This window comes from Salmonella sp. SA14318 (genome assembly GCF_029866905.1).
GTDB lineage: Bacteria > Pseudomonadota > Gammaproteobacteria > Enterobacterales > Enterobacteriaceae > Salmonella > Salmonella enterica.
The window spans coordinates 3,627,859-3,653,427 of record NZ_CP123282.1 but is presented as its reverse complement, the minus strand read 5'-3'; the positions used below and the strand labels follow the sequence as shown (position 1 = coordinate 3,653,427).

General features: G+C 53.0%; 21 protein-coding genes. 13 read left to right on the top strand and 8 right to left on the bottom strand.

Annotated features, from left to right (window positions below):
* Positions 1-53 precede the first annotated feature (53 nt).
* Positions 54-1,475 carry a H(+)/Cl(-) exchange transporter ClcA gene (clcA, locus tag QEN32_RS17525; RefSeq protein ID WP_000845428.1) on the top strand — a complete coding sequence of 474 codons (1,422 nt, stop codon included), beginning with the start codon at positions 54-56 and terminating at the stop codon, positions 1,473-1,475.
* Positions 1,476-1,556: 81 nt separating this feature from the next.
* Positions 1,557-1,901, top strand: coding sequence for an iron-sulfur cluster insertion protein ErpA (gene erpA / locus QEN32_RS17520; RefSeq protein ID WP_001278668.1), 345 nt, complete (start codon positions 1,557-1,559; stop codon positions 1,899-1,901).
* Between the two features lie 100 nt (positions 1,902-2,001).
* On the opposite strand, the gene QEN32_RS17515 is transcribed toward erpA, so the two are convergent.
* The 3 genes from QEN32_RS17515 to mtnN are packed head-to-tail and all read right to left on the bottom strand — an operon-like array spanning position 2,002 to position 4,153.
* Positions 2,002-2,625: a TRIC cation channel family protein gene (locus tag QEN32_RS17515; protein WP_000964234.1), complete on the bottom strand. Its 624-nt coding sequence runs from the start codon at positions 2,623-2,625 to the stop codon at positions 2,002-2,004.
* Positions 2,626-2,661: 36 nt separating this feature from the next.
* A complete protein-coding gene (gene btuF / locus QEN32_RS17510) occupies positions 2,662-3,462 on the bottom strand; it encodes a vitamin B12 ABC transporter substrate-binding protein BtuF (protein ID WP_001118839.1) in 801 nt (266 codons plus the stop codon).
* On the bottom strand, positions 3,455-4,153 hold the full coding sequence (mtnN, locus tag QEN32_RS17505; protein ID WP_000689822.1) for a 5'-methylthioadenosine/S-adenosylhomocysteine nucleosidase: 699 nt from the start codon (positions 4,151-4,153) through the stop codon (positions 3,455-3,457). The genes btuF and mtnN overlap by 8 nt, the downstream gene beginning before the upstream one ends.
* Before the next feature lie 84 nt (positions 4,154-4,237).
* On the opposite strand from mtnN, the gene dgt reads away from it, so the two are divergent.
* From dgt to cdaR, 3 genes are all read left to right on the top strand, one after another.
* Positions 4,238-5,755, top strand: a complete 1,518-nt coding sequence (gene dgt, locus QEN32_RS17500) for a dGTPase (RefSeq protein WP_000146450.1) — start codon at positions 4,238-4,240, stop codon at positions 5,753-5,755.
* Positions 5,756-5,884: 129 nt separating this feature from the next.
* On the top strand, positions 5,885-7,312 hold the full coding sequence (gene degP / locus QEN32_RS17495) for a serine endoprotease DegP (protein ID WP_000753958.1): 1,428 nt from the start codon (positions 5,885-5,887) through the stop codon (positions 7,310-7,312).
* Positions 7,313-7,464: 152 nt separating this feature from the next.
* Positions 7,465-8,622, top strand: coding sequence for a DNA-binding transcriptional regulator CdaR (gene cdaR / locus QEN32_RS17490; RefSeq protein WP_000929420.1), 1,158 nt, complete (start codon positions 7,465-7,467; stop codon positions 8,620-8,622).
* A gap of 121 nt (positions 8,623-8,743) precedes the next feature.
* Here the strand turns inward: cdaR and QEN32_RS17485 are convergent, their stop codons facing one another.
* Positions 8,744-11,713: a putative mucin/carbohydrate-binding domain-containing protein gene (locus tag QEN32_RS17485; protein ID WP_079897985.1), complete on the bottom strand. Its 2,970-nt coding sequence runs from the start codon at positions 11,711-11,713 to the stop codon at positions 8,744-8,746.
* A gap of 185 nt (positions 11,714-11,898) precedes the next feature.
* Positions 11,899-12,285, bottom strand: coding sequence for a DUF3461 family protein (locus QEN32_RS17480; RefSeq protein ID WP_000272193.1), 387 nt, complete (start codon positions 12,283-12,285; stop codon positions 11,899-11,901).
* Between the two features lie 246 nt (positions 12,286-12,531).
* On the opposite strand from QEN32_RS17480, the gene QEN32_RS17475 reads away from it, so the two are divergent.
* Positions 12,532-13,833 (top strand): MFS transporter, encoded by a 1,302-nt coding sequence (locus QEN32_RS17475; protein WP_265321990.1) that lies wholly within the window; start codon positions 12,532-12,534, stop codon positions 13,831-13,833.
* A 36-nt stretch (positions 13,834-13,869) separates the two neighbouring features.
* On the opposite strand, the gene dapD is transcribed toward QEN32_RS17475, so the two are convergent.
* The 3 genes from dapD to map form a co-directional block, all read right to left on the bottom strand.
* The gene (gene dapD / locus QEN32_RS17470) at positions 13,870-14,694 is read right to left on the bottom strand and encodes a 2,3,4,5-tetrahydropyridine-2,6-dicarboxylate N-succinyltransferase (RefSeq protein WP_001186676.1); all 825 of its coding nucleotides are present in this window, start codon (positions 14,692-14,694) and stop codon (positions 13,870-13,872) included.
* Positions 14,695-14,723: 29 nt separating this feature from the next.
* Positions 14,724-17,396 carry a bifunctional uridylyltransferase/uridylyl-removing protein GlnD gene (gene glnD, locus QEN32_RS17465; protein ID WP_001094519.1) on the bottom strand — a complete coding sequence of 891 codons (2,673 nt, stop codon included), beginning with the start codon at positions 17,394-17,396 and terminating at the stop codon, positions 14,724-14,726.
* A 237-nt stretch (positions 17,397-17,633) separates the two neighbouring features.
* Complete coding sequence (gene map / locus QEN32_RS17460; RefSeq protein WP_001018214.1) at positions 17,634-18,428, bottom strand: type I methionyl aminopeptidase; 795 nt, start codon at positions 18,426-18,428, stop codon at positions 17,634-17,636.
* 450 nt (positions 18,429-18,878) lie between these two features.
* On the opposite strand from map, the gene rpsB reads away from it, so the two are divergent.
* The 7 genes from rpsB (at position 18,879) to cdsA (ending at position 25,566) form a co-directional block, all read left to right on the top strand.
* Positions 18,879-19,604: a 30S ribosomal protein S2 gene (gene rpsB / locus QEN32_RS17455; RefSeq protein ID WP_000246886.1), complete on the top strand. Its 726-nt coding sequence runs from the start codon at positions 18,879-18,881 to the stop codon at positions 19,602-19,604.
* Between the two features lie 257 nt (positions 19,605-19,861).
* Positions 19,862-20,713, top strand: a complete 852-nt coding sequence (gene tsf, locus QEN32_RS17450; RefSeq protein WP_000808106.1) for a translation elongation factor Ts — start codon at positions 19,862-19,864, stop codon at positions 20,711-20,713.
* A gap of 144 nt (positions 20,714-20,857) precedes the next feature.
* Positions 20,858-21,583, top strand: a complete 726-nt coding sequence (pyrH, locus tag QEN32_RS17445; protein ID WP_000224567.1) for a UMP kinase — start codon at positions 20,858-20,860, stop codon at positions 21,581-21,583.
* 146 nt (positions 21,584-21,729) lie between these two features.
* A complete protein-coding gene (gene frr, locus QEN32_RS17440; RefSeq protein ID WP_000622423.1) occupies positions 21,730-22,287 on the top strand; it encodes a ribosome recycling factor in 558 nt (185 codons plus the stop codon).
* Between the two features lie 141 nt (positions 22,288-22,428).
* Positions 22,429-23,625 carry a 1-deoxy-D-xylulose-5-phosphate reductoisomerase gene (ispC, locus tag QEN32_RS17435; protein ID WP_000811905.1) on the top strand — a complete coding sequence of 399 codons (1,197 nt, stop codon included), beginning with the start codon at positions 22,429-22,431 and terminating at the stop codon, positions 23,623-23,625.
* 312 nt (positions 23,626-23,937) lie between these two features.
* Positions 23,938-24,696 carry a (2E,6E)-farnesyl-diphosphate-specific ditrans,polycis-undecaprenyl-diphosphate synthase gene (gene ispU, locus QEN32_RS17430; RefSeq protein WP_000947413.1) on the top strand — a complete coding sequence of 253 codons (759 nt, stop codon included), beginning with the start codon at positions 23,938-23,940 and terminating at the stop codon, positions 24,694-24,696.
* 12 nt (positions 24,697-24,708) lie between these two features.
* Complete coding sequence (gene cdsA, locus QEN32_RS17425) at positions 24,709-25,566, top strand: phosphatidate cytidylyltransferase (RefSeq protein WP_000922422.1); 858 nt, start codon at positions 24,709-24,711, stop codon at positions 25,564-25,566.
* The last annotated feature ends 3 nt before the right edge of the window (positions 25,567-25,569 follow it).

Here is a 25,569-nt window from a genome sequence, read left to right as displayed (position 1 = left end):
TTGGCGAGTAGAATGCCGACTTTAGATTTGTATTACCAATTAATGATCTTCTGATGAAAACAGACACTTCCACCTTTTTAGCTCAGCAAATTGTGCGTTTACGGCGCAGAGATCAGATTCGCCGGTTAATGCAGCGGGATAAAACGCCGCTGGCCATCCTGTTCATGGCGGCCGTTGTCGGCACGCTTACCGGACTGGTTGGCGTCGCCTTTGAAAAGGCGGTTTCCTGGGTACAAAACATGCGCATTGGCGCGCTGGTTCAGGTCGCGGACCATGCGTTTTTGCTTTGGCCGCTGGCCTTTATCCTTTCGGCGTTACTGGCGATGGTCGGCTACTTTTTGGTGCGAAAATTTGCGCCGGAAGCCGGCGGCTCGGGTATCCCGGAAATTGAAGGCGCGCTTGAGGAGTTACGTCCGGTGCGCTGGTGGCGCGTGTTGCCGGTGAAGTTTATCGGCGGGATGGGAACGTTGGGCGCAGGAATGGTATTAGGGCGCGAAGGGCCAACGGTGCAAATCGGGGGCAACCTGGGGCGCATGGTGCTGGATGTTTTTCGTATGCGCAGCGCCGAAGCGCGGCATACGTTGCTGGCGACCGGCGCGGCGGCGGGGCTCTCTGCGGCGTTTAACGCGCCGCTGGCGGGTATCCTGTTTATTATTGAAGAGATGCGCCCGCAGTTTCGCTACAACCTGATTTCGATTAAAGCGGTGTTTACCGGCGTCATCATGTCGAGCATTGTGTTCCGCATATTTAACGGCGAAGCGCCGATTATTGAAGTCGGCAAACTGTCTGATGCGCCGGTTAACACGCTGTGGTTATACCTTATCCTCGGTATTATTTTTGGCTGCGTCGGGCCGGTATTTAATTCGTTGGTGTTGCGTACCCAGGATATGTTTCAGCGCTTTCATGGCGGCGAAATTAAAAAATGGGTGCTTATGGGCGGCGCGATCGGCGGCCTGTGCGGTATTCTGGGGTTGATTGAGCCGGAAGCGGCAGGCGGCGGATTTAACCTTATTCCTATCGCCGCAGCAGGTAATTTTAGCGTCGGGCTACTGCTGTTCATCTTTATTGCCCGGGTGGTCACGACGCTGCTTTGCTTTTCTTCCGGCGCGCCGGGGGGCATTTTCGCCCCGATGCTGGCGCTGGGAACGCTGCTTGGTACGGCCTTCGGTATGGCGGCGGCAGTGCTTTTCCCGCAGTATCACCTGGAGGCCGGTACCTTTGCGATTGCCGGGATGGGGGCGCTGATGGCGGCGTCGGTGCGCGCCCCGCTTACGGGGATTGTGCTGGTGCTGGAGATGACCGATAACTACCAGCTCATTTTGCCAATGATTATCACCTGTCTTGGCGCGACACTATTAGCCCAGTTTTTAGGCGGGAAACCGTTATACTCAACCATCCTGGCGCGCACTCTGGCGAAGCAGGATGCGGAACAGGCGGCGAAAAACCAGAATGCGCCTGCGGGCGAGAATACTTGAACGAATTACCAGGGTATTAGATAATGACTGCCAATATTGGGTGAAAATTTATCCAATTACCGATGTCGTTTGGAGCAAAATATGAGTGATGACGTAGCGCTGCCGCTGCAGTTTACCGACGCAGCAGCGAATAAAGTAAAAAGTCTTATCGCTGACGAAGATAACCCGAATCTGAAATTGCGCGTGTATATCACCGGCGGTGGTTGCAGCGGCTTCCAGTATGGTTTTACCTTTGACGATCAGGTTAACGAAGGGGATATGACCATCGAAAAACAGGGCGTTGGCCTGGTGGTTGACCCGATGAGTTTGCAGTATCTGGTGGGTGGTTCGGTCGATTATACCGAAGGCCTGGAAGGTTCCCGCTTCATTGTAACCAACCCGAATGCGAAAAGTACCTGCGGGTGTGGCTCTTCCTTCAGTATTTGATTGCTGTTCGTTGTGCCGGATGGCGACGCGAGCGTCTTATCCGGCCTACAACATCTTTCCTGTAGGCCCGATAAGCGTAGCGCCATCGGGCAAAACAATATCAACGTCCGTTTTCATCCAGGGCAAACGTCGGCAATTTCAAATGCCAGCGAATGGCCGCCAGCCGAATGAACAGCGTGACGACCATACCCATCATGCTGGCGCTTTCCAGCGGTACTGAAAACGTATAAAACGCGGTAGCGTGAACAATCCCGCCGATAATACAGGCCGTGGCATAGATTTCGGTGCGTAGGATCATGGGGATCTCGCGTGCCAGAACATCGCGAATAATCCCGCCGCCGACGCCGGTAATCACGCCCATACAGACAGCCACTAATGGCCCCGTTTCAGCGAGGAAGGCTTTATTCACCCCAATGCCGACAAATACCGCCAGCCCGACCGCATCCAGTACCGGCAACATCCATTTCGGCAGACGTCTTGGCTGGCGAACCAGCAGGATGGTCAGCATACTGGTGACCATGGCGACGACCAGATCGGTAGGATCTTTAACCCAGAATACCGGGCCGTTATCCAGCGCCATATCGCGGATTGTCCCGCCGCCGACGGCAGTAACGACGCCGAGCACCAGGACGCCGAACGGGTCCATACGTAATTTCCCGGCCAGTAACACGCCAGAGATAGCAAATACAGCCGTGCCTACAATATCCAGCCAATAGACGAGCATTGTCGAATCCCCACTGGGAGCCTGGTAAGACAGGCTCTAATTCACCTGTGAAAGCGCATTACAGAGTTGTTTTGCGGCGAGGATAATACGCGGGCTTGCGCGTTCAAACCAGTCGCTGTTAAGCGGAATAACCGGAATTTTTAACAGGTTTCCCCAGTATTGTTCAATTTTGAGAATTTCGCCCGCTTTTCCGGCCACGATAATGGCCTGGGGATGCCTTGCCAGCACCTGTTCACGGCTTACTTGCGGCCACGGCACGCGGCTGTCAGCAAAGACGTTTTCTCCGCCGCAGGTCGTCAAAACCTGATGTTGAATAGACCCTTTACCGCTGGTAAACAGAGGATTCATGCCAAACTGAAGAAAGACGCGCTTTTTAGCTTTACCGGCATACTTGGCGTTGAGCGCGGCGTACTCGTTTAGCAATGTCTGCGCTGCCTGCTGAGCCTTTTCCGGCTGCGGGCTCCAGGCGGCCAGTTGGCGGAGCGTGTCGGCGATCTGTTCGATGCTTACCGCGTCCACCCACATGACCTTAATACCTAATGACGTCAGTTGGTTTACCTGGCGTTCCGCATTACCGCCGCGCCAGGCGACGACCAGATCCGGCTTCAGCGCCACAATGCGTTCCAGATTCATTCCCTGCCAGGTAGAGACCTGTTCTATTTTTTGCGCTTCGGGCGGGTAGTCGGAATAGCTGCTGACGCCAACGGGCGTAATCCCGGCGGCAAAAGCGAGCTCCGTATTGGCGGGAGAGAGGGTAATGACGCGCGGCGCAGCGTAAAGCCACACCGGGAGCGTAAGCAGCAGGGCGACCAGCGCCCTGAACATTTGCTTAGCCATGCGCCAGTTTCTGTACCAGCGTTTCGACCATCAGAGTCGACTGTTTCGCCGCCACCGCGAGGAATTCGTCAAAGCTGAGGTGCGATTGCTGATCGGCCACGTCAGAAATAGCGCGTACCACCACGAACGGCACGTTGAAGTTATAGCAGACGTGGGCGATAGCGGTGGCTTCCATCTCTACGGCGACCGCGTCGGGGAAGTTATGCCGAATTTTCGCCAGCCCGACGGAGCCGTTAATAAACGCGTCGCCGCTAACAATAAGGCCGCGTACCGCGTTCAGATTCAGCTCCCTGATGCAGGATTCCGCGGCGGCGATCAGTTTGTCATCGGCCTTAAATCCGGCCGGACAGCCCGGTAATTGCCCGTATTCATAGCCGAAAGCGGTCACATCAGCGTCGTGGTAACGCGCTTCGTCAGAGACGACGATATCGCCGACCTTCAGCGTGGACGCCAGACCGCCTGCGGAACCGGTATTGATGATCACGTCCGGCTTGCAGTGCTCCAGAAGCAACGTTGCGCCCAGCGCCGCCGCGACTTTACCGATACCGGATTTCAGCAACGCTACTTCGGTGCCGTTCAACTGGCCGGTGTAAATTTCGCAGCCGCCCAGCGTAATCGTCTGACGGTTGTCAATTTTGTCACGCAGCAGCGTAACTTCTTCTTCCATTGCGCCAATGATGCCGATTTTCATAGATTTACTCGCGATAAGTCAGTTTTGGGGGCATAGTTTATCATGCGCTTATGGGGAAGCGCATTTCTCAGGCGGGGAGAGGATATGGCATCGATCGATTTCCGAAATAAAATTAACTGGCATCGTCGTTATCGTTCACCGCAGGGCGTAAAGACGGAACATGAGATCCTGCGGATTTTTGAAAGCGATCGCGGGCGGATTATCAACTCTCCGGCTATACGCCGTTTGCAGCAAAAAACGCAGGTTTTCCCGCTGGAGCGCAATGCCGCGGTGCGTACTCGCCTGACGCATTCGATGGAGGTGCAGCAGGTAGGGCGTTATATCGCGAAAGAGATTTTAAGCCGCCTGAAAGAGCAAAACCGACTGGAGGAGTACGGACTGGACGCGCTGACCGGTCCCTTTGAAAGTATTGTAGAAATGGCCTGCCTGATGCACGACATCGGTAATCCGCCGTTCGGTCATTTTGGCGAGGCGGCGATCAATGACTGGTTTCGTCAGCGGCTGCATCCGGAAGATGCGGAAAGTCAGCCGCTCACGCATGATCGCTGTGTGGTTTCCTCGCTACGGTTACAGGAAGGCGAAGAAAATCTGAACGATATTCGCCGCAAGGTACGTCAGGATATCTGCCATTTTGAAGGCAATGCACAGGGAATTCGTCTGGTACATACGCTCATGCGGATGAATCTTACCTGGGCGCAGGTTGGCGGAATTTTAAAATATACCCGTCCGGCATGGTGGCGAGGGCCGGTGCCGGATTCCCATCGCTATTTAATGAAGAAACCGGGCTATTATCTTTCTGAAGAGAAGTATATTGCGAGGTTACGTAAAGAACTGCAGTTAGCGCCTTACAGTCGCTTTCCATTAACGTGGATTATGGAAGCCGCAGATGATATTTCTTATTGTGTCGCCGATCTTGAAGACGCGGTAGAGAAAAGAATCTTTAGCGTTGAGCAGCTTTATCACCATTTATATCACGCGTGGGGCCACCATGAGAAGGATTCGCTGTTTGAGCTGGTGGTAGGAAATGCGTGGGAAAAATCACGCGCCAATACATTAAGCCGCAGTACCGAAGATCAGTTTTTTATGTATTTACGGGTAAATACATTAAATAAACTGGTGCCCTATGCCGCTCAGCGTTTTATTGATAATTTGCCGCAGATTTTTGCCGGTACCTTCAATCAGGCGTTGCTGGAAGATGCCAGCGGTTTTAGCCGCCTGCTTGAACTCTATAAGAATGTGGCGGTTGAACATGTGTTTAGCCATCCGGATGTAGAACAGCTTGAACTACAGGGATACCGGGTGATCAGCGGGTTATTAGATATCTATCAGCCGCTATTAAGCCTGTCGCTTAACGACTTTCGCGAGCTGGTGGAAAAAGAACGGTTGAAACGCTTCCCCATAGAATCGCGCTTATTTCAGAAACTTTCTACGCGCCATCGTTTGGCCTACGTGGAAGTCGTCAGTAAATTACCCACGGATTCGGCGGAGTACCCGGTACTGGAATATTATTATCGCTGTCGGTTGATTCAGGATTATATCAGCGGGATGACTGACCTTTACGCATGGGATGAATATCGGCGTTTGATGGCGGTCGAACAGTAAATGGACTTTTGTAAAGATGGACAATAAATTTTTACTTTTTCCAGAAACTTTGCTCCGGAACTTCGCGTTATAAAATGAATCTGACGTACACAGCAATTTTGCGTTACCTGTTAATCGAGATTGAAACACATGAAAAAAACCACATTAGCAATGAGTGCACTGGCTCTGAGTTTAGGTTTGGCATTGTCGCCTCTGTCTGCCACGGCGGCTGAAACGTCCTCTTCAGCAATGACTGCCCAGCAGATGCCAAGCCTGGCACCGATGCTCGAAAAAGTGATGCCATCGGTGGTCAGTATTAATGTAGAAGGTAGCACCACGGTGAATACGCCGCGTATGCCGCGTAATTTCCAGCAGTTCTTTGGCGATGACTCCCCGTTCTGCCAGGACGGTTCTCCGTTCCAGAATTCTCCGTTCTGCCAGGGCGGCGGTAACGGCGGCAACGGCGGTCAACAACAGAAATTCATGGCGCTGGGCTCCGGCGTAATTATTGACGCCGCGAAGGGCTACGTCGTCACCAACAACCACGTGGTTGATAACGCCAGCGTGATTAAAGTACAGCTTAGCGATGGGCGTAAATTCGATGCTAAAGTGGTAGGCAAAGATCCGCGTTCTGATATCGCGCTGATTCAAATTCAGAATCCGAAGAACCTGACGGCGATTAAGCTGGCGGACTCCGACGCGCTGCGCGTGGGGGATTATACCGTCGCTATTGGTAACCCGTTTGGTCTGGGCGAAACGGTGACGTCAGGTATCGTTTCGGCGCTGGGGCGTAGCGGCCTGAACGTAGAAAATTACGAGAACTTTATTCAGACCGACGCCGCGATTAACCGCGGTAACTCCGGCGGCGCGCTGGTGAACCTGAACGGTGAGCTGATCGGTATTAACACCGCGATTCTGGCGCCGGACGGCGGCAACATCGGTATTGGCTTCGCTATCCCCAGTAACATGGTGAAAAACCTGACGTCGCAGATGGTGGAATACGGCCAGGTGAAACGCGGCGAACTGGGGATCATGGGGACTGAGCTGAATTCCGAATTGGCGAAAGCGATGAAAGTCGACGCCCAGCGTGGCGCGTTCGTCAGCCAGGTGATGCCGAATTCGTCCGCGGCGAAAGCGGGTATCAAAGCCGGGGATGTCATTACCTCGCTGAACGGTAAACCGATCAGCAGCTTTGCGGCGCTGCGCGCTCAGGTCGGCACTATGCCGGTCGGCAGCAAAATCAGCCTCGGTCTGCTGCGTGAAGGTAAAGCGATTACGGTTAATCTGGAACTGCAGCAGAGCAGCCAGAGTCAGGTTGATTCCAGCACCATCTTCAGCGGGATTGAAGGCGCTGAAATGAGCAATAAAGGCCAGGATAAAGGCGTTGTGGTGAGCAGCGTGAAAGCGAATTCACCCGCCGCGCAAATTGGCCTCAAAAAAGGTGATGTGATTATCGGCGCTAACCAGCAGCCGGTGAAAAATATCGCCGAACTGCGTAAGATTCTCGACAGCAAGCCGTCGGTTCTGGCGCTGAATATTCAGCGTGGTGATAGTTCTATTTATTTGCTGATGCAGTAATCACCTTTGTCCCCCTTCCGCCATGGAAGGGGGCAACACTTTTCTGTGAAACCCCCCACAACTCCATACTTATTTGCACCGTTTTGTGCATTTGCACAATGTCGAGACCTGTCATCTTCCTTATGCTTGTGCTCTGCTCACAGGAGGGATTTATGGCTGGCTGGCATCTTGATACCAAAATGGCGCAGGATATCGTGGCGCGCACTATGCGCATCATCGATACCAATATCAACGTAATGGATGCCCGCGGGCGCATTATCGGCAGCGGCGATCGGGAACGTATTGGTGAATTGCACGAAGGCGCGCTGTTAGTACTGTCGCAAGGCCGGGTTGTGGATATCGACGACGCCGTGGCGCGACACCTGCACGGGGTACGTCAGGGGATTAATCTTCCCTTACGCCTTGAGGGCGAAATTGTCGGCGTGATCGGCCTCACCGGCGAACCAGAGCATCTGCGTAAATATGGCGAACTGGTGTGTATGACTGCCGAAATGATGCTGGAGCAGTCGCGGTTAATGCACCTTTTGGCGCAGGATAGCCGTTTGCGCGAAGAGCTGGTGATGAACCTGATTCAGGCCGAAGAAAATACGCCGGCGCTGGTGGAATGGGCGCAGCGTTTGGGGATCGATTTGAACCAGCCGCGTGTGGCGGCGGTGGTGGAAGTCGACAGCGGCCAGCTTGGCGTCGATAGCGCAATGGCGGAACTTCAGCAGTTGCAGAATGCGCTTACCACGCCGGAGCGTAACAACCTGATAGCCATTGTTTCTCTCACCGAGATGGTGGTACTCAAACCTGCCTTAAACTCGTTTGGTCGTTGGGATGCTGAAGATCATCGTAAGCGCGTAGAGCAGCTTATCTCGCGCATGAAAGAGAATGGTCAGCTACGTTTTCGCGTAGCGCTGGGCAATTACTTTACCGGGCCGGGCAGTATTGCACGCTCATACCGCACGGCGCGCACCACGATGATGGTCGGCAAACAGCGGATGCCAGAAAGCCGCAGCTATTTTTATCAGGATTTGATGCTGCCGGTTCTGTTAGATAGCCTGCGTGGCGGCTGGCAGGCCAATGAGCTGGCGCGCCCGCTGGTAAAACTCAAAGCGATGGATAACAACGGGTTATTACGTCGGACGCTGACGGCGTGGTTTCGCCATAATGTCCAGCCGCTGGCGACCTCTAAGGCGCTGTTTATTCATCGTAACACGCTGGAATATCGGCTAAATCGTATTTCGGAACTGACCGGGCTGGATTTGGGAAATTTTGACGATCGGCTGTTGCTGTATGTGGCGCTGCAATTGGATGAACAGCGTTAAGCCCGGCGGCGCTACGCTTATCAGAGCAGGAAAATTGGGCGAAGCGGTAGGCCGGATTAGGCAAAGCCGCCATCCGACAACGTAATCTCACAGCGCCCGAAGACGCTGTGATGGGGTGGGGTTAATTCGTGGTCAGGCGCTGTAATCCCCGCGCCGTGACCTGCCAGATCACGTATTGCGGCTGCGGCCAGCTTTCGCCATTGAGCGGGGTGCGGATAACCGACTGGTCTGCGCCCTCGGCATGAAAGACCTCAATCGTATAATCCTCATCCAGCCCGCAGACGTCAGTATAGCCGCCAAGCTGCACCGAACCTTTTATCGACTGACGGTAAACCACCGTACCGCGCGTATTATAAATCGTCACTGCCGCATATTCCGTTGCGAAGTCGCTATGCGGCGCAATTGGGTATGCGGTAAAGATAAATTGTTGCGCACGGATGTCTATTTCCATACTGGCAAAACCATTTTCTTCCTTGCCAATAAGCTGCCAGCTGAATTTATCACCATATAATGCGGCAGCATCGGAGGTATTTTTCTCTTCCGTTTGTTCCGGTGAGTCGACCTCCAGCCCATCGCTCACCACGCGCCAGCGGTTGTGTTTTTTCAGCGTGACGTTTTGCCCGGTCGTTTCATTGATGGCGCTGCAACGGTAAGGTTCGTCATGGAAGAGCTCAATGTACATTCCCGCTTGCAAAACAACCGTATCGCTATCGGCTGAATAGTGGGTGATGCCATCATAATGACGGCTATAGATAACCTCGCCGGACTCCTCCTTTACCGTGAGCGTGCTGTATGTCGCGGTATAGTAGGGATGAGGCTGCCCGGCCAGTGTTTCTATTGTCATGCGCTGTTGCCGATTATCGTAAGCAAGCTGGCAAAACGTTCTGTCGCCTTGTCCGCGTAACTGCAACGTCACGCCTTTACCGATGCCTTCGCCCGGCTCGCTGTTATCCGTCGGCAGCACATCAACGCTGTCGCGCATTAACGCGCTACGGGTCGGCTCTTCAATATGGGAGAGCATCAGCCAGAGATCGTTTTTGCAAGCGGCATAAGGTTGCGCCATTAATAAAGGGCAGGCGCGGATAGCATCTGCGCGATGGGTAAACATAGCCTGGAGATCTGCGGCAGGATCGTTGTTGAGCGAAAAATGATAAAGCCCTTCGCTGTCAAGACGCAGTAACTGATATTTCGTCGACGAGACCAATGTCAGATAGCCCGGCGAGGCTTTCAGGCGGCCAGGCTCGGCATGATAAAGATAAAGGTGGTAGTGGTCGCTAAACGGCACCACAATTTTTCCGGTGGCGCACTTTGTTCCGTTCATCTTACGTTCAAAAACCTTTTCGCCGCTGGCGGTTAACACCGTTATGCTGGCGTATAACGTATTCGCGAAGTAGCTGTGCGGCGTGGCGTTCGTGATATCCAGAACTAATTGTCTGGCCTCATGATCCACGGCTAAACGGGCGAAGGGCATGTCACCGTAGCCGAGGAAAATCAACTGCTCGTTATGCGCGGCGCTGTCCTGCAAGGCGGTGAAATTAACGGTAAGTGCGTTTTCCCCTTCGCGGATAACCACATAGTCCGTGTCCGGGCGGTATTTCTGCGATCGCCCTTTGGGCAGGGTGAGATGGTAAATGCCAATGGGCAGGTGAGTTAACGTGAGCGTACTGTCGTTGACGGGCAATGTATACGTGCTGCCGGCGTTGTCGTGTAGCGTTAAGGCGCGTCCATAAAGTTGCTCCGGCTGATCGATATTCAGCGTTAGCGTGAGCGTTCCCATTTTGTTCAGCGCCGCCAGCTCGGCGTTTTCAACCAGCCAGACAAAAGAGTCCAGCCCTAAATGTTGGCGCGCGCTTTCCCATTCGCGCTCCGGCAGCAGATCGTAAAGCGGCCAGACGGGTTTTACCGCCTGTGCGGCGATCTGCTCGCGGGTGAACGCATCGACCGGTAAGCCGCACAGCTGAATAAACGGCGCGACGTCATAACCTGAGGCTGTGGCGATGGCGTCCGCCAGCAGATCGGTCAGACGATGCTCGCAGGGCAAAAAGTTTTCGCCAGCACCCAGCTCGCGGTAGTTCTGGTTAAACACCCGAAAGGCTTCTGTTCCGCCTTTAAATAACATCAGCATCAGAAATTGCAGGCGGGGGCGGACGCCCCAGGCGCTAACCGGCGTGCGATTCCGCAGATAGGTAATGAATTGCAATTCCTGCTCAGACTGCCGTCCGTAATTGTAGAGCCAGCCGTCGGTATAAAGATGGTTCCCCTGGTTCAGGTTAAGCTGCTGGAAAAACGCGGCGTAAATGTTGTTCCACACCTCACCGACTGGCAGGTCGACGTCATTCATAAAGACGCCCTGATAGCCGTGACCGATTTCATGCAGAATCGTCCACTGCGTGGCGACATTATCGATCCACCCCTGGCTTAATGTTGCAGCCGTTTGCGCGCACCACCAGGGGAGATAATAAGCCGCGCCGACGCCGTGTTTATCCGCTTTAATAAAATAGCGGTTAGCGACATTTTGATTAAGCGGCGAAGCAGGGCTATCGCTGAGACCAGTCCAGTCATTATAGGCGTCGATCACTCGCGTATAGTACGCATCCAGCGCGGTGATACCGGCGTTGATGACATTAGCGCGATCCGCCCAGGGCAGCAGAAAACGCACGCGGTCCAGTTCCAGCAGGGCAAAAGGCGACGCCTGTTCTTCCCAGGTCTGGAAAAAAGCGTCTTCGGATTGCCCCTTACGCCAGTGTGGCAAATTTTTATTGCTGGTTGGCTGTCGGTAGATCACCGAAAACTCGCCGCCCTGCGCAAAAAAGAGGGTATCAATAAAGGGAACGGAATCGACCGTTGTGCTGATCGTTTGCCAGTTGCCGTTCAGCGTAAGCGATTTCTCACACGCTGAGTCATTGCACAGCAGACGGAGTCTGGCGTTACCGGCGTTGTTATTTGGCTGGCGGATTTGCAGCTGCGTATTCGCTGGCAGAATAAATCCCAGCGCCTGGCGGTCGTGCTCGCGCCCCTTTTCAAATTTGATGTTATCCAGTCCGGGGGCCGCAGGCAGCGAATAACATGTTAGCGTGATTTCCTGAGTCATATAACCTCCATAAATAGGGAGGATGAACATAGCTTTTTATTTTTATTAATAAATACAGCAGGATAACGAAATGATATGTATAGAGCCGCTGTGAGGCATAGTGATGAAAAATGGCGGTAGCCGTGAGGCGGATGAGAGGGAGCAGCAGAGTGATAGGGGCTCGAAATGAAGCCCCGGCAGCTTTTTTATTTGCGGGTAAGCTTGTCCAGATCGGCTTCGATTTCACTGATCTTATTCGCGACGACGCTTTCCAGGTGGCGCAAGTCGTCGAGGATCTTACGTTTGAGATCGAGTTCTGAGCGGTCGCGCTGGCAGATTTGGTCCAGCTCGTCAATCACATAGCGTAGGTTAGGGCTAATCTCCTGTACTTCTTTATAACCCTGACCGATGCCATCGGCCACCACCGTTTTACGCTGGCGTGGATACTTAAACTTCACGCTTTTAGCAAAGAATTCACCTCTATCCTTTTGAAAATAGATTTTCAGGATATCGTTATTGGCTTCTTGCCGCAGGCTGTAACGATCGATTTCCTCAGGATTGGTAATGCCCAGACTTTTTAGATTGTCATACATAGCGGTATCCTTCATCACACTATAACTTTTGAATAATTAACGAAAAATTGGTTTTTCGCCACCAGTGTATACAAAAAAAGCGCGGTTGATCGCAGAAGACGTCTCGGCAACGTAATGAGCAAAAGGGCGGCGGTTATTGATAGCTTAAGTAATTCAACGTGATATTCCGTTTATAGAGAAAGCGTTTGAAGTCAGTGTGGGAAATTGACCGGAGGCAGTGGTCGATAACCTTGAGAGGCGGAGTCTATGTCCGGAACGTATAATGCTACTATTCGCCGGGTGGTGGTTTCCGCCTGGATAGGAAACTCCATTGAATATTATGATTTTCTATTATACGGCCTGGCAAGCGCGCTGGTATTTGGCCCGCTTTTTTTCCCTGGCGCCAGCCCATTGACTGCAACGTTATCTTCTTTTGCCAGTTTCGGCGTGGGATTTATCTCCCGACCGCTGGGCGCGCTATTTTTTGGCAACAGGGGAGATACGCTTGGGCGTAAAAACACGTTATTAATCACGTTAGGGGGGATGGGCGCGGTCACGTTTCTCATCGGTTGCCTGCCTTCTTACGCCAGTATTGGCGCGCTGGCGCCTGCTTTACTGGTTATTCTGCGTTTTCTACAGGGATTTATGGTTGGAGGCGAATGGGGAGGCGCCATGTTGATGGTCGTGGAATATGCTGCTGGAAAGCACCGGGGGCGGTTAAGCGCGCTATCGCAAACAGGAGGACTCACGGGACAATTATTGGCGACAGGCGCATTTATAGTCGTGACCCAATTACCGCAGGAGGCGTTGTTATCGTGGGGATGGCGTATTCCTTTTCTGCTCAGTGCGCTTTTGGTGTTGCCTGGATTATATATGCGTCATCGTCTGGATGAGACGCCTGTCTTCCGTGCGTTTAAAAAGCAGCTGGCCATTAATCATAGACAGCAAAGAGAAGAAAGGCCGGTGGTCAAAGTAGTACGAGAACAATGGCGCAGCATTTTGCTGATTATAATTCTGCGTTTTGCGGAAAGCGTTCCCTTTTTTCTTGCTACCGTCTTCGCGGTTTCCTGGGCGACAACGCAGCTTGGGATTGCCAGCCTGACTATTCTGTACATTGTAATGTTCACCTGTCTGCTGGCGTATCCCATGCACGTGCTATTTGGCAACATGTCGGATCGGCGTGGCTGCCGTCAGGTGTATATTTTCGGCGCGCTTTTTGTCGCGGCAATGGCTTTTCCCTTTTTCTGGCTGCTGGAAAGCCGTTCGCTCATACTGATGACAATGGGCTACGTTCTGCTTATTAACATTGGTCATAATTCACTGAATGCCGTGCAACCTTCTTTTTTCGCCGGACTGTTTCATCCGCCTGTACGCTACAGCGGTTCATCAATTGGCGCTCAGTTGGGGGCGGTTGTGGCAGGGGGATTCACGCCGTTTATCGCTAAAGCGTTAAGCGCAGTCTATGATAACAGTTGGACTTTGGTTGCCGGTTATGTCGTTTTAACTGCGCTGGCTTCGGCGTTTGCGGCAAAGATTGCGCCGGAAACCGTGTTACCGCATTCGCCGTAATGCAAAGGGGGGCTGTCGCCCCCGCTTTTCACTCGCTTAATCAATAGTGCGCAATAATTCGTTAATGCCCACTTTACCACGCGTTTTGGCGTCGACTTTTTTCACGATCACCGCGCAGTACAGACTGTACTTGCCGTCTTTTGACGGCAGGTTGCCGGAAACGACCACGGAGCCCGCCGGTACGCGGCCATAGTGAACTTCACCGGTTTCGCGATCGTAGATTTTGGTGCTCTGGCCGAGGTATACCCCCATGGAAATGACGGAACCTTCTTCGACAATGACGCCTTCCACGACTTCAGAACGCGCGCCAATAAAGCAGTTGTCTTCAATGATGGTCGGGTTAGCCTGCAGCGGCTCCAGTACGCCGCCGATACCCACGCCGCCGGAAAGGTGAACATTTTTACCAATCTGCGCGCAGGAACCCACCGTCGCCCAGGTGTCAACCATGGTACCTTCGTCAACGTAGGCGCCGATGTTAACGTAAGACGGCATCAGCACGGTGTTGCGGGCGATAAATGCGCCCTGACGAACGGCCGCAGGCGGAACGACGCGGAAGCCTTCTTTCTGAAAACGCGCTTCGTCGTAATCAGCGAATTTCATCGGGACTTTATCGAAGTAGCGGCTTTCCGCACCGTCGATAACCTGGTTATCGTTAATACGGAAAGAGAGCAGAACCGCTTTCTTCAACCACTGGTGAGTGACCCACTGACCGTCGATTTTTTCTGCGACACGCAGCGCGCCGGAATCAAGTAGAGAAATGACCTGGTTTACCGCCTCTCGGGTCACGGTATCTACATTAACCGGCGTAATATCGGCGCGGCGCTCAAAAGCGGTCTCAATAACGTTCTGTAACTGCTGCATTGTTAAACTCTTTCATATAAATAAACACACTACCCTTTATCGTTTGGATTGAGGGCCGCTGTCAACCGTTGTTGCACCTCAAGTTGCAGCACATTATTAAGTGCGCGCCGATCCGCTGTGGCGATTATGAATAAATCTTCTACTCGTTCACCAATGGTTGTAATTCGGGCGCCATGAAGCGAAATTCCCAGATCGGCAAAAATTTGTCCGACCCTGGCCAGCAGACCAGGTTGATCGAGCGCGATCAATTCCATGAATGATTTTCTGTCGGTATGGGTGGGCAGAAAATTGACTTCCGTTTCAACCGTAAAGTGCCGTAACTTTGCCGGTTGCCGACGCGGCTGCGGCGGCTGCCAGCTACGCTGCGTAATGGTCTGTTCAAGACCGGTGCGAATAACGTCATGGCGATCCGCCGCCAGCGGGCTGCCGTCTGGTTCCAGAACGATAAACGTATCCATTGCCATGCCGTCGCGAGTGGTAAAGATCTGCGCGTCATGGACGCTTAAATTACGCCTGTCCAGCTCGGCGCAGACGGCGGCAAACAGATAGGGTCTGTCCGGACTCCAGATAAAAATTTCGGTTCCGCCGCGCGTGGCCTGCGGACTGAGCAACACTAATGGTTGGCGCAGATCGTGCTGCAATAAATGGCGTGCGTGCCAGGCGAGCTGATTTGGACTATGACGAACAAAATAGTTAGCGCGACAGCGGGTCCAGATTTTGTGCAGCGCGGCTTCATCAATATTGTCCATTCGCAGCAGCGCCAGCGCCTGAAGCTGATGGTGACGCACGCGCTCACGCATATCCGGCGTATTTTGCATTCCACGCCTGAGCTGTTTTTCAGTGGCGAAGTACAGCTCGCGCAGCAGGCTCTGTTTCCAGCTATTCCACAAGGTTTCGTTGGTCGCGCAGATGTCCGCGACGGTCAGGCAGACCAGAAAACGCAGCCGTGTTTCGGTTTGCACCTCTTCGGCAAACTGCTTGATGACTTCCGGATCCTGGATGTCGCGGCGCTGGGCGGTGACTGACATCAGCAGGTGTTGGCGCACCAGCCAGGCGACCAGTTGCGTTTCGCGTGAGTTCAAACCGTGCAGTTCGGCGAAGGTGAGTACATCCTGCGCGCCCAGTACCGAATGGTCGCCGCCGCGTCCTTTCGCAATATCGTGGAACAGCGCGGCGATCAGGATCAGTTCCGGATGGGGAAGCCGCGGCCAGAGATCGACGCATAGCGGATGACGCTGGCGCGTCTCTTCTTTCGCAAAGCTCTCCAGTTTGAGCATTACGCGGATGGTGTGTTCATCCACCGTGTATGCGTGGAACAGGTCAAACTGCATTTGTCCGACGATGTGCGACCACTGCGGCATATAAGCCCACAGTACGCTGTGGCGATGCATGGGCAGCAGGCCGCGGCTGACCGCGCCGGGATGGCGTAGCATACTCAGAAACAGAGTGCGCGCCTCCGGGATGTAACACAGCGGTTGGCTCAGGTGGCGGCGGGCGTGGCGCAAATGGCGTAACGTCGTAGAGTAGATGCCAGTGATCGCGCTATTGCGCACCATCATATAAAACATCCGCAGGATCGCTTGCGGTTCGCGGATAAACAGCGTGTCGTCACGCAGATCAATAAGCGTGCCGCGCAGTTGAAACTCATCGTCAACAGGACGTGGTTTTTCATCCGCAGGTAGCGCCAGAATCGCCTCGTCAAATAGCTGAAGCAGCATCTGATTAAGTTCGCTCACCCGACGCGTAACCCGGAAGTAGTCTTTCATCATCCGCTCAACCGGATCATTGCCCTCGCCGCTGTAGTTAAGGCGTTGAGCGACGCTTAACTGGCGGTCGAACAGCAGGCGGTTATCGTAGCGGCTGACCACCAGATGTAGCGCAAAGCGAATGCGCCACAGGATATGCAGGCACTCGTTGAGCTCCGCGCGCTCAGCGGGGGTTAAAAAGCCGAATCCCACCATCTCATCGAGCGAGGTAGCGCCGAAGTGACGTCGGGCGACCCACTGTAACGTATGGATATCGCGCAGGCCGCCGGGGCTGCTTTTAATATCCGGCTCCAGATTATAGCTGGTACCGTGATAGCGCTGGTGACGCTGGTTCTGCTCTTCTACTTTGGCGGCGTAAAATTTGTCGGACGGCCAAAAACCTTCGCTGAAAATATGTTTTTGTAGTGCCAGAAACAGAGCGACATCACCGATCAGCAGGCGCGTTTCGATGAGGTTTGTCGCAACGGTTAAATCAGACAGACCTTCCAGCAGACACTCTTCCAGCGTACGTACGCTATGCCCGACATCCAGCTTGACGTCCCAAAGTAAAGTCAGCAGCTCGCCGACCTTTTGCGCCTGTTCATCGGGCAGCTTTTTGCGGCTTAAAATGAGCAGATCAATATCGGAAAGCGGATGCAGTTCGCCGCGTCCATAGCCGCCGACGGCGACCAGCGCCAGATCGGCAATCTGACCGAAACCGGCCTCAATCCACAGGCGTTGCAACAACTGGTCGATAAATTCGGTTCGGGCTTCAATAAGCTGTTCAGCACAAATGCCGCTGTCAAATGCCTCTCCCAGCCAGTGTTGAAAGATGTCGATGCGGGCTTTGATACCGGCGACGGTCAGTTCAGCGCGCGGCCAGACGCCAGGGTTTTGCGGCTGGTCAGGGAGGGTGGGGAGTGCAGTATTCGCGTGCTGTTCAGGAAGAGTATTCATATGCGCCACCCATTAAAAAGCCGGATAATGGCGTGAACGCCTTATCCGGCCTACGTATTTACTCTTCATCCTTCAAGTTGCTTCTACGTTGGCTGCGCTCGTTCACTCCAGTCACGTACTTATGTACGCTCCTGAAGATTCACTCTCTTGCCGCCTTGAGGCAACTCGAATGATTTTGAGTAAAGGTGTAATTTGTAGGCCTGATAAGATGCGAAGGCATCGCCATCAGGCAAAACATTATTCGTCGTGTGTGATGATCGCCGGGATGGTGTCATCTTTACGCAGCGTCAGAATTTCACAGCCGTTTTCCGTTACCACAATAGTATGCTCGTACTGAGCAGACAAGCTGCGGTCTTTGGTTTTTACCGTCCAGCCGTCTTTCATGGTGCGGATACGGTAATCCCCGGCGTTCAGCATCGGTTCAATGGTAAAGGTCATGCCAGGCTGCAACACGACGCCGCCATCGTCTGCATCATAATGCAGCACCTGCGGTTCTTCATGGAAGCCGCGACCAATACCGTGTCCGCAGTATTCACGTACCACGGAGAAACCTTCGCCTTCGGCATATTTCTGGATGGCGGCGCCAATGGTGCGCAGGCGGATGCCCGGTTTCACCATTTTGATGCCCAGATACAGGCTCTCTTGCGTGACGCGGCACAGACGCTCGCCGAGAATGGTCGGTTTGCCGACGATAAACATCTTCGAGGTATCGCCGTGGAATTCATCTTTAATCACGGTCACGTCGATGTTGACGATATCACCATCTTTCAGATGTTTAGCGTCATCCGGAATGCCGTGGCACACCACTTCATTAATAGAGATACAGACGGATTTCGGATAGCCGTGGTAGCCGAGGCAGGCGGAGATCGCGTGTTGTTCGTTAACGATGTAATCGTTACAGATACGGTCCAGTTCGCCGGTGGTGACGCCCGGTTTGATATACGGTTCGATCATTTCCAGCACTTCGGCTGCCAGACGGCCCGCGACGCGCATTTTTTCGATGTCTTCAGATGTCTTGATAGAGATAGCCATGAATTCTGTCCATCAGTGCCGATGATTTCGGCAATAATTGTGTAAGTGCTGACAATGGTATCAGTCAGGGGTGTACCCTGCCAAATTGAGAATCATTCTGAACTTCGCCTTTCGTGCCACAGGTGCGTTGGCGACATTTTTTCACCCCAGTCACTTACTGGCCGTAAGCTCCAGGGGATGCAAAAATTTGCCGCCTGCTTGTAACACGAAATTCATCGTTCAATTCAGCACTGAGTGCCAACAATTATTGGTGTCGGTGGCGTATTTGTGGTATAAAGCGCGCCGGACTTCCGATCCATTCGAAGACTACACATGATGGACGGGAGCGACAAATCTCACTTTGTGTAACAACACACACGTATCGGCACATATTCCGGGGTGCCCTTTGGGGTCGGTAATATGGGATACGTGGAGGCATAACCCCAACTTAATCTATAGAGGTTTTAAATCATGGCAACTGTTTCCATGCGCGACATGCTCAAGGCTGGTGTTCACTTTGGTCACCAGACCCGTTACTGGAACCCGAAAATGAAGCCTTTCATCTTCGGCGCGCGTAACAAAGTTCACATCATCAACCTTGAGAAAACTGTACCGATGTTCAACGAAGCTCTGGCTGAACTGAACAAGATCTCTGCTCGTAAAGGTAAAATCCTTTTCGTTGGTACTAAACGCGCTGCAAGCGAAGCGGTGAAAGAAGCTGCTAACAGCTGCGACCAGTTCTTCGTGAACCATCGCTGGCTGGGCGGTATGCTGACTAACTGGAAAACAGTTCGTCAGTCCATCAAACGTCTGAAAGACCTGGAAACTCAGTCTCAGGACGGTACTTTCGAAAAGCTGACCAAGAAAGAAGCGCTGATGCGTACTCGTGAGCTTGAGAAACTGGAAAACAGCCTGGGCGGTATCAAAGACATGGGCGGTCTGCCGGACGCTCTGTTCGTTATCGATGCTGACCACGAGCACATTGCTATCAAAGAAGCGAACAACCTGGGTATCCCGGTATTTGCTATCGTTGATACCAACTCTGATCCGGACGGCGTTGACTTCGTTATCCCGGGTAACGATGACGCAATCCGTGCTGTTAGCCTGTACCTGGGCGCTGTCGCTGCAACCGTTCGTGAAGGCCGTTCTCAGGATCTGGCTTCCCAGGCGGAAGAAAGCTTCGTAGAAGCCGAGTAATAAGGCTTGATAACTCCCTAAAATAGTTCGAGTTGCAGGAAGGCGGCAAGCTCGAGAATTCCCGGGGGCTTACATCAGTAAGTGACCAGGATGAGCGAGTGAAGGCAACGCGCCTGCGGCTCGAAATATGAAGGGGAGAGCCCTTATAGACCAGGTAGTATCACGTTTGGTTAGGGGGCCTGTATATGGCCCCCTTTTTCACTTTTATATCTGTGCGGTTTGATGCCGGGCAGATCAAATCTTTCGAGGATTTTAGAATGGCTGAAATTACCGCATCCCTGGTAAAAGAGCTGCGTGAGCGTACCGGCGCAGGCATGATGGATTGCAAAAAAGCGCTGACTGAAGCGAATGGCGACATTGAGCTGGCAATCGAAAACATGCGTAAGTCCGGCGCTATCAAAGCGGCGAAAAAAGCAGGCAACGTGGCTGCTGACGGCGTAATCAAAACCAAAATCGACGGTAACGTCGCTTTCATTCTGGAAGTTAACTGCCAGACTGACTTCGTGGCTAAAGATGCTGGCTTCCAGGCATTTGCTGACAAAGTGCTGGACGCCGCTGTTGCTGGCAAAATCACTGACGTAGAAGTTCTGAAAGCACAGTTCGAAGAAGAGCGCGTTGCTCTGGTAGCGAAAATTGGCGAGAACATCAACATTCGTCGCGTCGCTTCCCTGGAAGGCGACGTTCTGGGTTCTTACCAGCACGGTGCGCGCATCGGCGTTCTGGTTGCCGCTAAAGGCGCTGACGAAGAGCTGGTTAAACAGCTGGCGATGCACGTTGCGGCAAGCAAGCCGGAATTCGTTAAGCCGGAAGACGTGTCTGCTGACGTGGTAGAGAAAGAGTACCAGGTACAGCTGGACATCGCGATGCAGTCCGGTAAGCCGAAAGAAATCGCAGAGAAAATGGTTGAAGGCCGCATGAAGAAATTCACCGGCGAAGTTTCTCTGACTGGTCAGCCTTTCGTCATGGAACCGAGCAAATCTGTTGGCCAACTGCTGAAAGAGCACAACGCTGACGTGACTGGCTTCATCCGCTTTGAAGTGGGCGAAGGCATTGAGAAAGTCGAGACTGACTTTGCAGCAGAAGTTGCTGCGATGTCTAAGCAGTCCTGATTTTCCTGAGGAGCCGCCTGAGGGCGGCTTCTTTTTGCGCCTCTCTTGTAAAATCAGCCGACGCCTGGCGTCTGCGCTGAAATGCGACGTACAATGTCGCCGGAATTAACTCATATCAATCGTTGACAGTCTCAGGAAAGAAACATGGCTACCAATGCAAAACCCGTCTATAAACGCATTCTGCTTAAATTAAGCGGCGAAGCTCTGCAGGGTACGGAAGGCTTCGGTATTGATGCAAGCATACTGGATCGTATGGCTCAGGAGATCAAAGAACTGGTTGAACTGGGTATTCAGGTTGGTGTGGTGATTGGCGGTGGTAACCTGTTCCGTGGCGCGGGTCTGGCAAAAGCGGGGATGAACCGCGTTGTGGGCGACCACATGGGCATGTTGGCCACCGTCATGAACGGCCTGGCAATGCGTGATGCGCTTCACCGCGCCTATGTGAACGCCCGCCTGATGTCGGCAATTCCTTTAAACGGCGTGTGCGACAACTACAGTTGGGCCGAGGCGATTAGCCTGCTGCGTAATAACCGTGTTGTGATTCTGTCTGCAGGTACGGGTAACCCGTTCTTCACTACCGACTCTGCGGCCTGTCTGCGCGGGATCGAAATTGAAGCGGATGTCGTACTGAAAGCGACCAAAGTGGATGGCGTATTCACTGCCGATCCGGCAAAAGATCCTTCCGCGACCATGTACGATCAGCTGACCTACAGCGAAGTGCTGGATAAAGAGCTGAAAGTGATGGATCTGGCGGCGTTCACGCTGGCTCGTGACCACAAACTGCCGATTCGTGTTTTCAACATGAACAAACCAGGCGCGCTGCGTCGTGTGGTGATGGGCGAAAAAGAAGGGACGTTAATCACGGAATAATTCCCGTGAGCGCCAAATACGGGTAAGATTCTGTTCTATTGACGGGTCTTATTACCTGGCAGAAATTAAACGAGACTATACTTAGCACATCTTTGTATTGTGTGACCGTCTGGTCTGACTGAGACTAGTTTTCAAGGATTCGTAACGTGATTAGCGATATCAGAAAAGATGCTGAAGTACGCATGGAAAAATGCGTTGAAGCGTTCAAAACCCAAATCAGCAAAGTGCGCACGGGTCGTGCTTCTCCCAGCCTGCTGGATGGTATTGTCGTAGAATACTATGGCACTCCGACCCCGCTGCGTCAGTTGGCAAGCGTAACGGTAGAAGACTCCCGTACCTTAAAAATTAACGTGTTTGACCGTTCTATGGGGCCAGCCGTTGAAAAAGCGATCATGGCGTCAGACCTCGGTTTGAATCCAAGCTCTGCGGGCACCGACATTCGCGTTCCGCTGCCGCCGCTGACCGAAGAACGTCGTAAAGATCTGACGAAAATTGTCCGTGGCGAAGCGGAGCAGGCGCGTGTCGCCGTTCGTAACGTCCGCCGTGATGCGAACGATAAAGTAAAAGCTCTGCTGAAAGATAAAGCGATCAGTGAAGATGACGATCGTCGCTCTCAGGAAGAAGTACAGAAAATGACCGACGCGGCAATTAAGAAAGTTGATGCGGCGTTGGCAGATAAAGAAGCAGAACTGATGCAGTTCTGATTGATCTGTACGCAGATATAAACTCATTCCACCGCTAAACCTGGCGGATGAGTGGTGTACAAAGCGCCGCGCAGAAGACATTATCAGGTCTCCTGTGCGGCGTTTTGCTTTTTATTCCGTTTCAACACTTCTGGACGTTTCATGAAGCAATTAACCATTCTGGGCTCGACCGGCTCTATTGGTTGCAGCACACTGGACGTGGTGCGCCATAATCCTGATAGCTTCCGCGTTATCGCGCTGGTGGCGGGTAAAAATGTCGCCCGCATGGCGGAGCAGTGCCTGGAGTTCTCGCCGCGTTATGCCGTGATGGACGATACGTCGAGCGCAGAACAGCTCAAAATAATGCTTCAGCAGCATGGCAGCCGCACCGAGGTTCTGAGCGGTCAGCAGGCTGCCTGTGAGATGGCGGCGCTTGATGAGGTCGGGCATGTGATGGCGGCCATTGTGGGCGCGGCTGGTTTACTGCCGACCCTGGCGGCGATTCGCGCAGGGAAGACGATTCTGCTGGCGAATAAAGAATCGCTGGTGACCTGCGGGCGGCTGTTTATGGACGAAGTAAAACGCAGCAACGCCCGGCTTTTACCCGTCGATAGCGAACATAACGCGATTTTTCAGAGTTTGCCGCAATCTATTCAGCATAATCTGGGATACGCTGACCTTGAGCAAAATGGCGTAACGTCGATTTTGCTTACCGGGTCTGGTGGCCCGTTTCGTGAAACGCCAATGTGCGATCTGGCAGCGATGACGCCGGATCAGGCATGTCGTCATCCGAACTGGTCGATGGGGCGAAAAATCTCCGTCGACTCCGCCACCATGATGAATAAAGGTCTGGAATACATTGAAGCGCGTTGGTTATTTAATGCCAGCGCACGTCAGATGGAAGTGTTGATCCATCCGCAATCGGTCATTCATTCGATGGTGCGTTATCAGGACGGCAGCGTCCTGGCGCAGCTTGGAGAACCTGACATGCGTACGCCTATTGCGCATACGATGGCATGGCCGAATCGCGTCACGTCCGGCGCGCAGCCGCTTGATTTTTGCAAACTCAGCGCGCTGACGTTTAGCGCGCCAGATTATCAGCGTTATCCGTGCCTGAAGCTGGCGATGGAGGCGTTTGAGCAAGGTCAGGCGGCAACGACGGCGCTCAATGCGGCAAACGAAATCACCGTTGCCGCGTTTCTGGCGCAACAGATTCGTTTTACCGATATCGCCGGGCTCAATTTAGCGGTGCTGGAGAGGATGGATTTACAGGAACCGGCAAGCGTTGAGGACGTATTGCAGGTTGACGCCATCGCGCGTGAAGTAGCCAGAAAACAAGTGATACGGCTCTCACGCTGACGATTATCCCGCGACAGAAGATCGTGCTATTTGTTAGCGTTGGGCTTCGGTGATATAGTCTGCGCCACCTGATCGCAGGTTTTTGGCTTTTTTCGGTCAGGTTAGCCGTGGTTTTACACGGCTTTTTTGTGGATACACAAAATCATTCAGGACGCATCGGGACGGCAGGCGAATACGTTCCCGGCGTGCGCAGACAGCGCACGACAGGGGCGATGACGCGCAGTCATCCGCGAAGCGAACCGAAGAGAATGTGTATAAAGGCTTCAGTATTCCTGAGTACCGCTAAATCCTTTCAGGGACAAAAAACGCGTTATGTTGTCTGCAACTCAACCAGTAAGCGAAAATTTGCCAGCGCATGGCTGCCGTCATGTTGCAATAATTATGGATGGCAATGGTCGCTGGGCGAAAAAGCAAGGGAAGATCCGGGCCTTTGGGCATAAAGCCGGAGCGAAGTCCGTCCGGCGAGCGGTCTCTTTTGCTGCCAATAACGGTATTGATGCGTTAACGCTGTATGCCTTTAGTAGTGAAAACTGGAACCGACCGGCGCAGGAAGTGAGCGCGTTAATGGAGCTGTTTGTGTGGGCGCTGGATAGCGAAGTCAAAAGCCTGCACCGCCATAACGTTCGCCTGCGTATTATCGGCGATATCAGTCGATTCAACTCACGTTTACAAGAACGTATTCGCAAATCAGAAGCGCTTACCGCCCATAATACGGGTCTAACGCTGAATATTGCTGCGAATTACGGCGGACGTTGGGATATTGTCCAGGGAGTCCGACAACTGGCGGAACAGGTGCAGGCTGGAGTGCTGCGCCCCGATCAGATTGATGAAGAGAGACTAGGCCAGCAAATCTGTATGCATGAGCTGGCGCCTGTGGATTTAGTAATTAGGACTGGGGGAGAGCATCGCATTAGTAACTTTTTGCTTTGGCAAATTGCCTATGCCGAACTTTACTTTACGGATGTTCTTTGGCCCGATTTCGATGAACAAGACTTTGAAGGTGCGCTGCATGCCTTTGCTAATCGAGAGCGTCGTTTCGGCGGTACCGAGCCTGGTGATGACAAAGCCTGATGGGGGTTGCTTTTGCTGAAGTATCGCCTGATTTCTGCTTTTGTGTTAATACCCGCGGTCATCGCTGCGCTTTTTTTATTGCCGCCGGTGGGGTTCGCTATTATTACGCTGGTTGTCTGTATGCTGGCCGCGTGGGAATGGGGACAGTTAAGCGGTTTCGCCGCGCGTTCACAGCGGGTTTGGCTGGCGGTGCTGTGTGGTCTGTTATTGGCGCTGATGCTATTTTTGTTGCCTGAGTATCATCACAACATTCGTCAACCGCTGGTTGAGATGTCGCTTTGGGCATCGTTAGGATGGTGGGTTGTCGCGCTACTGCTGGTGCTATTTTATCCCGGTTCGGCGGCAATCTGGCGCAACTCAAAAACATTGCGTCTCATTTTCGGTTTGTTAACTATTGTGCCATTTTTCTGGGGCATGCTGGCGCTGCGCGCCTGGCACTATGACGAGAATCATTACAGTGGCGCAATATGGCTACTCTATGTCATGATCCTGGTCTGGGGAGCGGACTCTGGCGCGTATATGTTTGGTAAATTGTTTGGCAAACATAAGCTGGCGCCGAAGGTTTCCCCGGGTAAAACCTGGCAAGGGTTTATCGGCGGGCTTGCTACGGCTGCCGTGATCTCATGGGGTTACGGTATGTGGGCGAATCTGAATGTTGCGCCTGTTATCTTGCTGATTTGCTCTGTGGTGGCGGCTCTGGCTTCTGTACTGGGCGACCTCACCGAGAGTATGTTTAAGCGCGAAGCAGGAATTAAGGATAGCGGCCACTTGATTCCAGGCCATGGCGGCATTCTGGACCGAATTGACAGCCTGACGGCTGCCGTACCGGTCTTTGCTTGCCTGTTGTTACTGGTGTTCAGGACGCTCTAACGG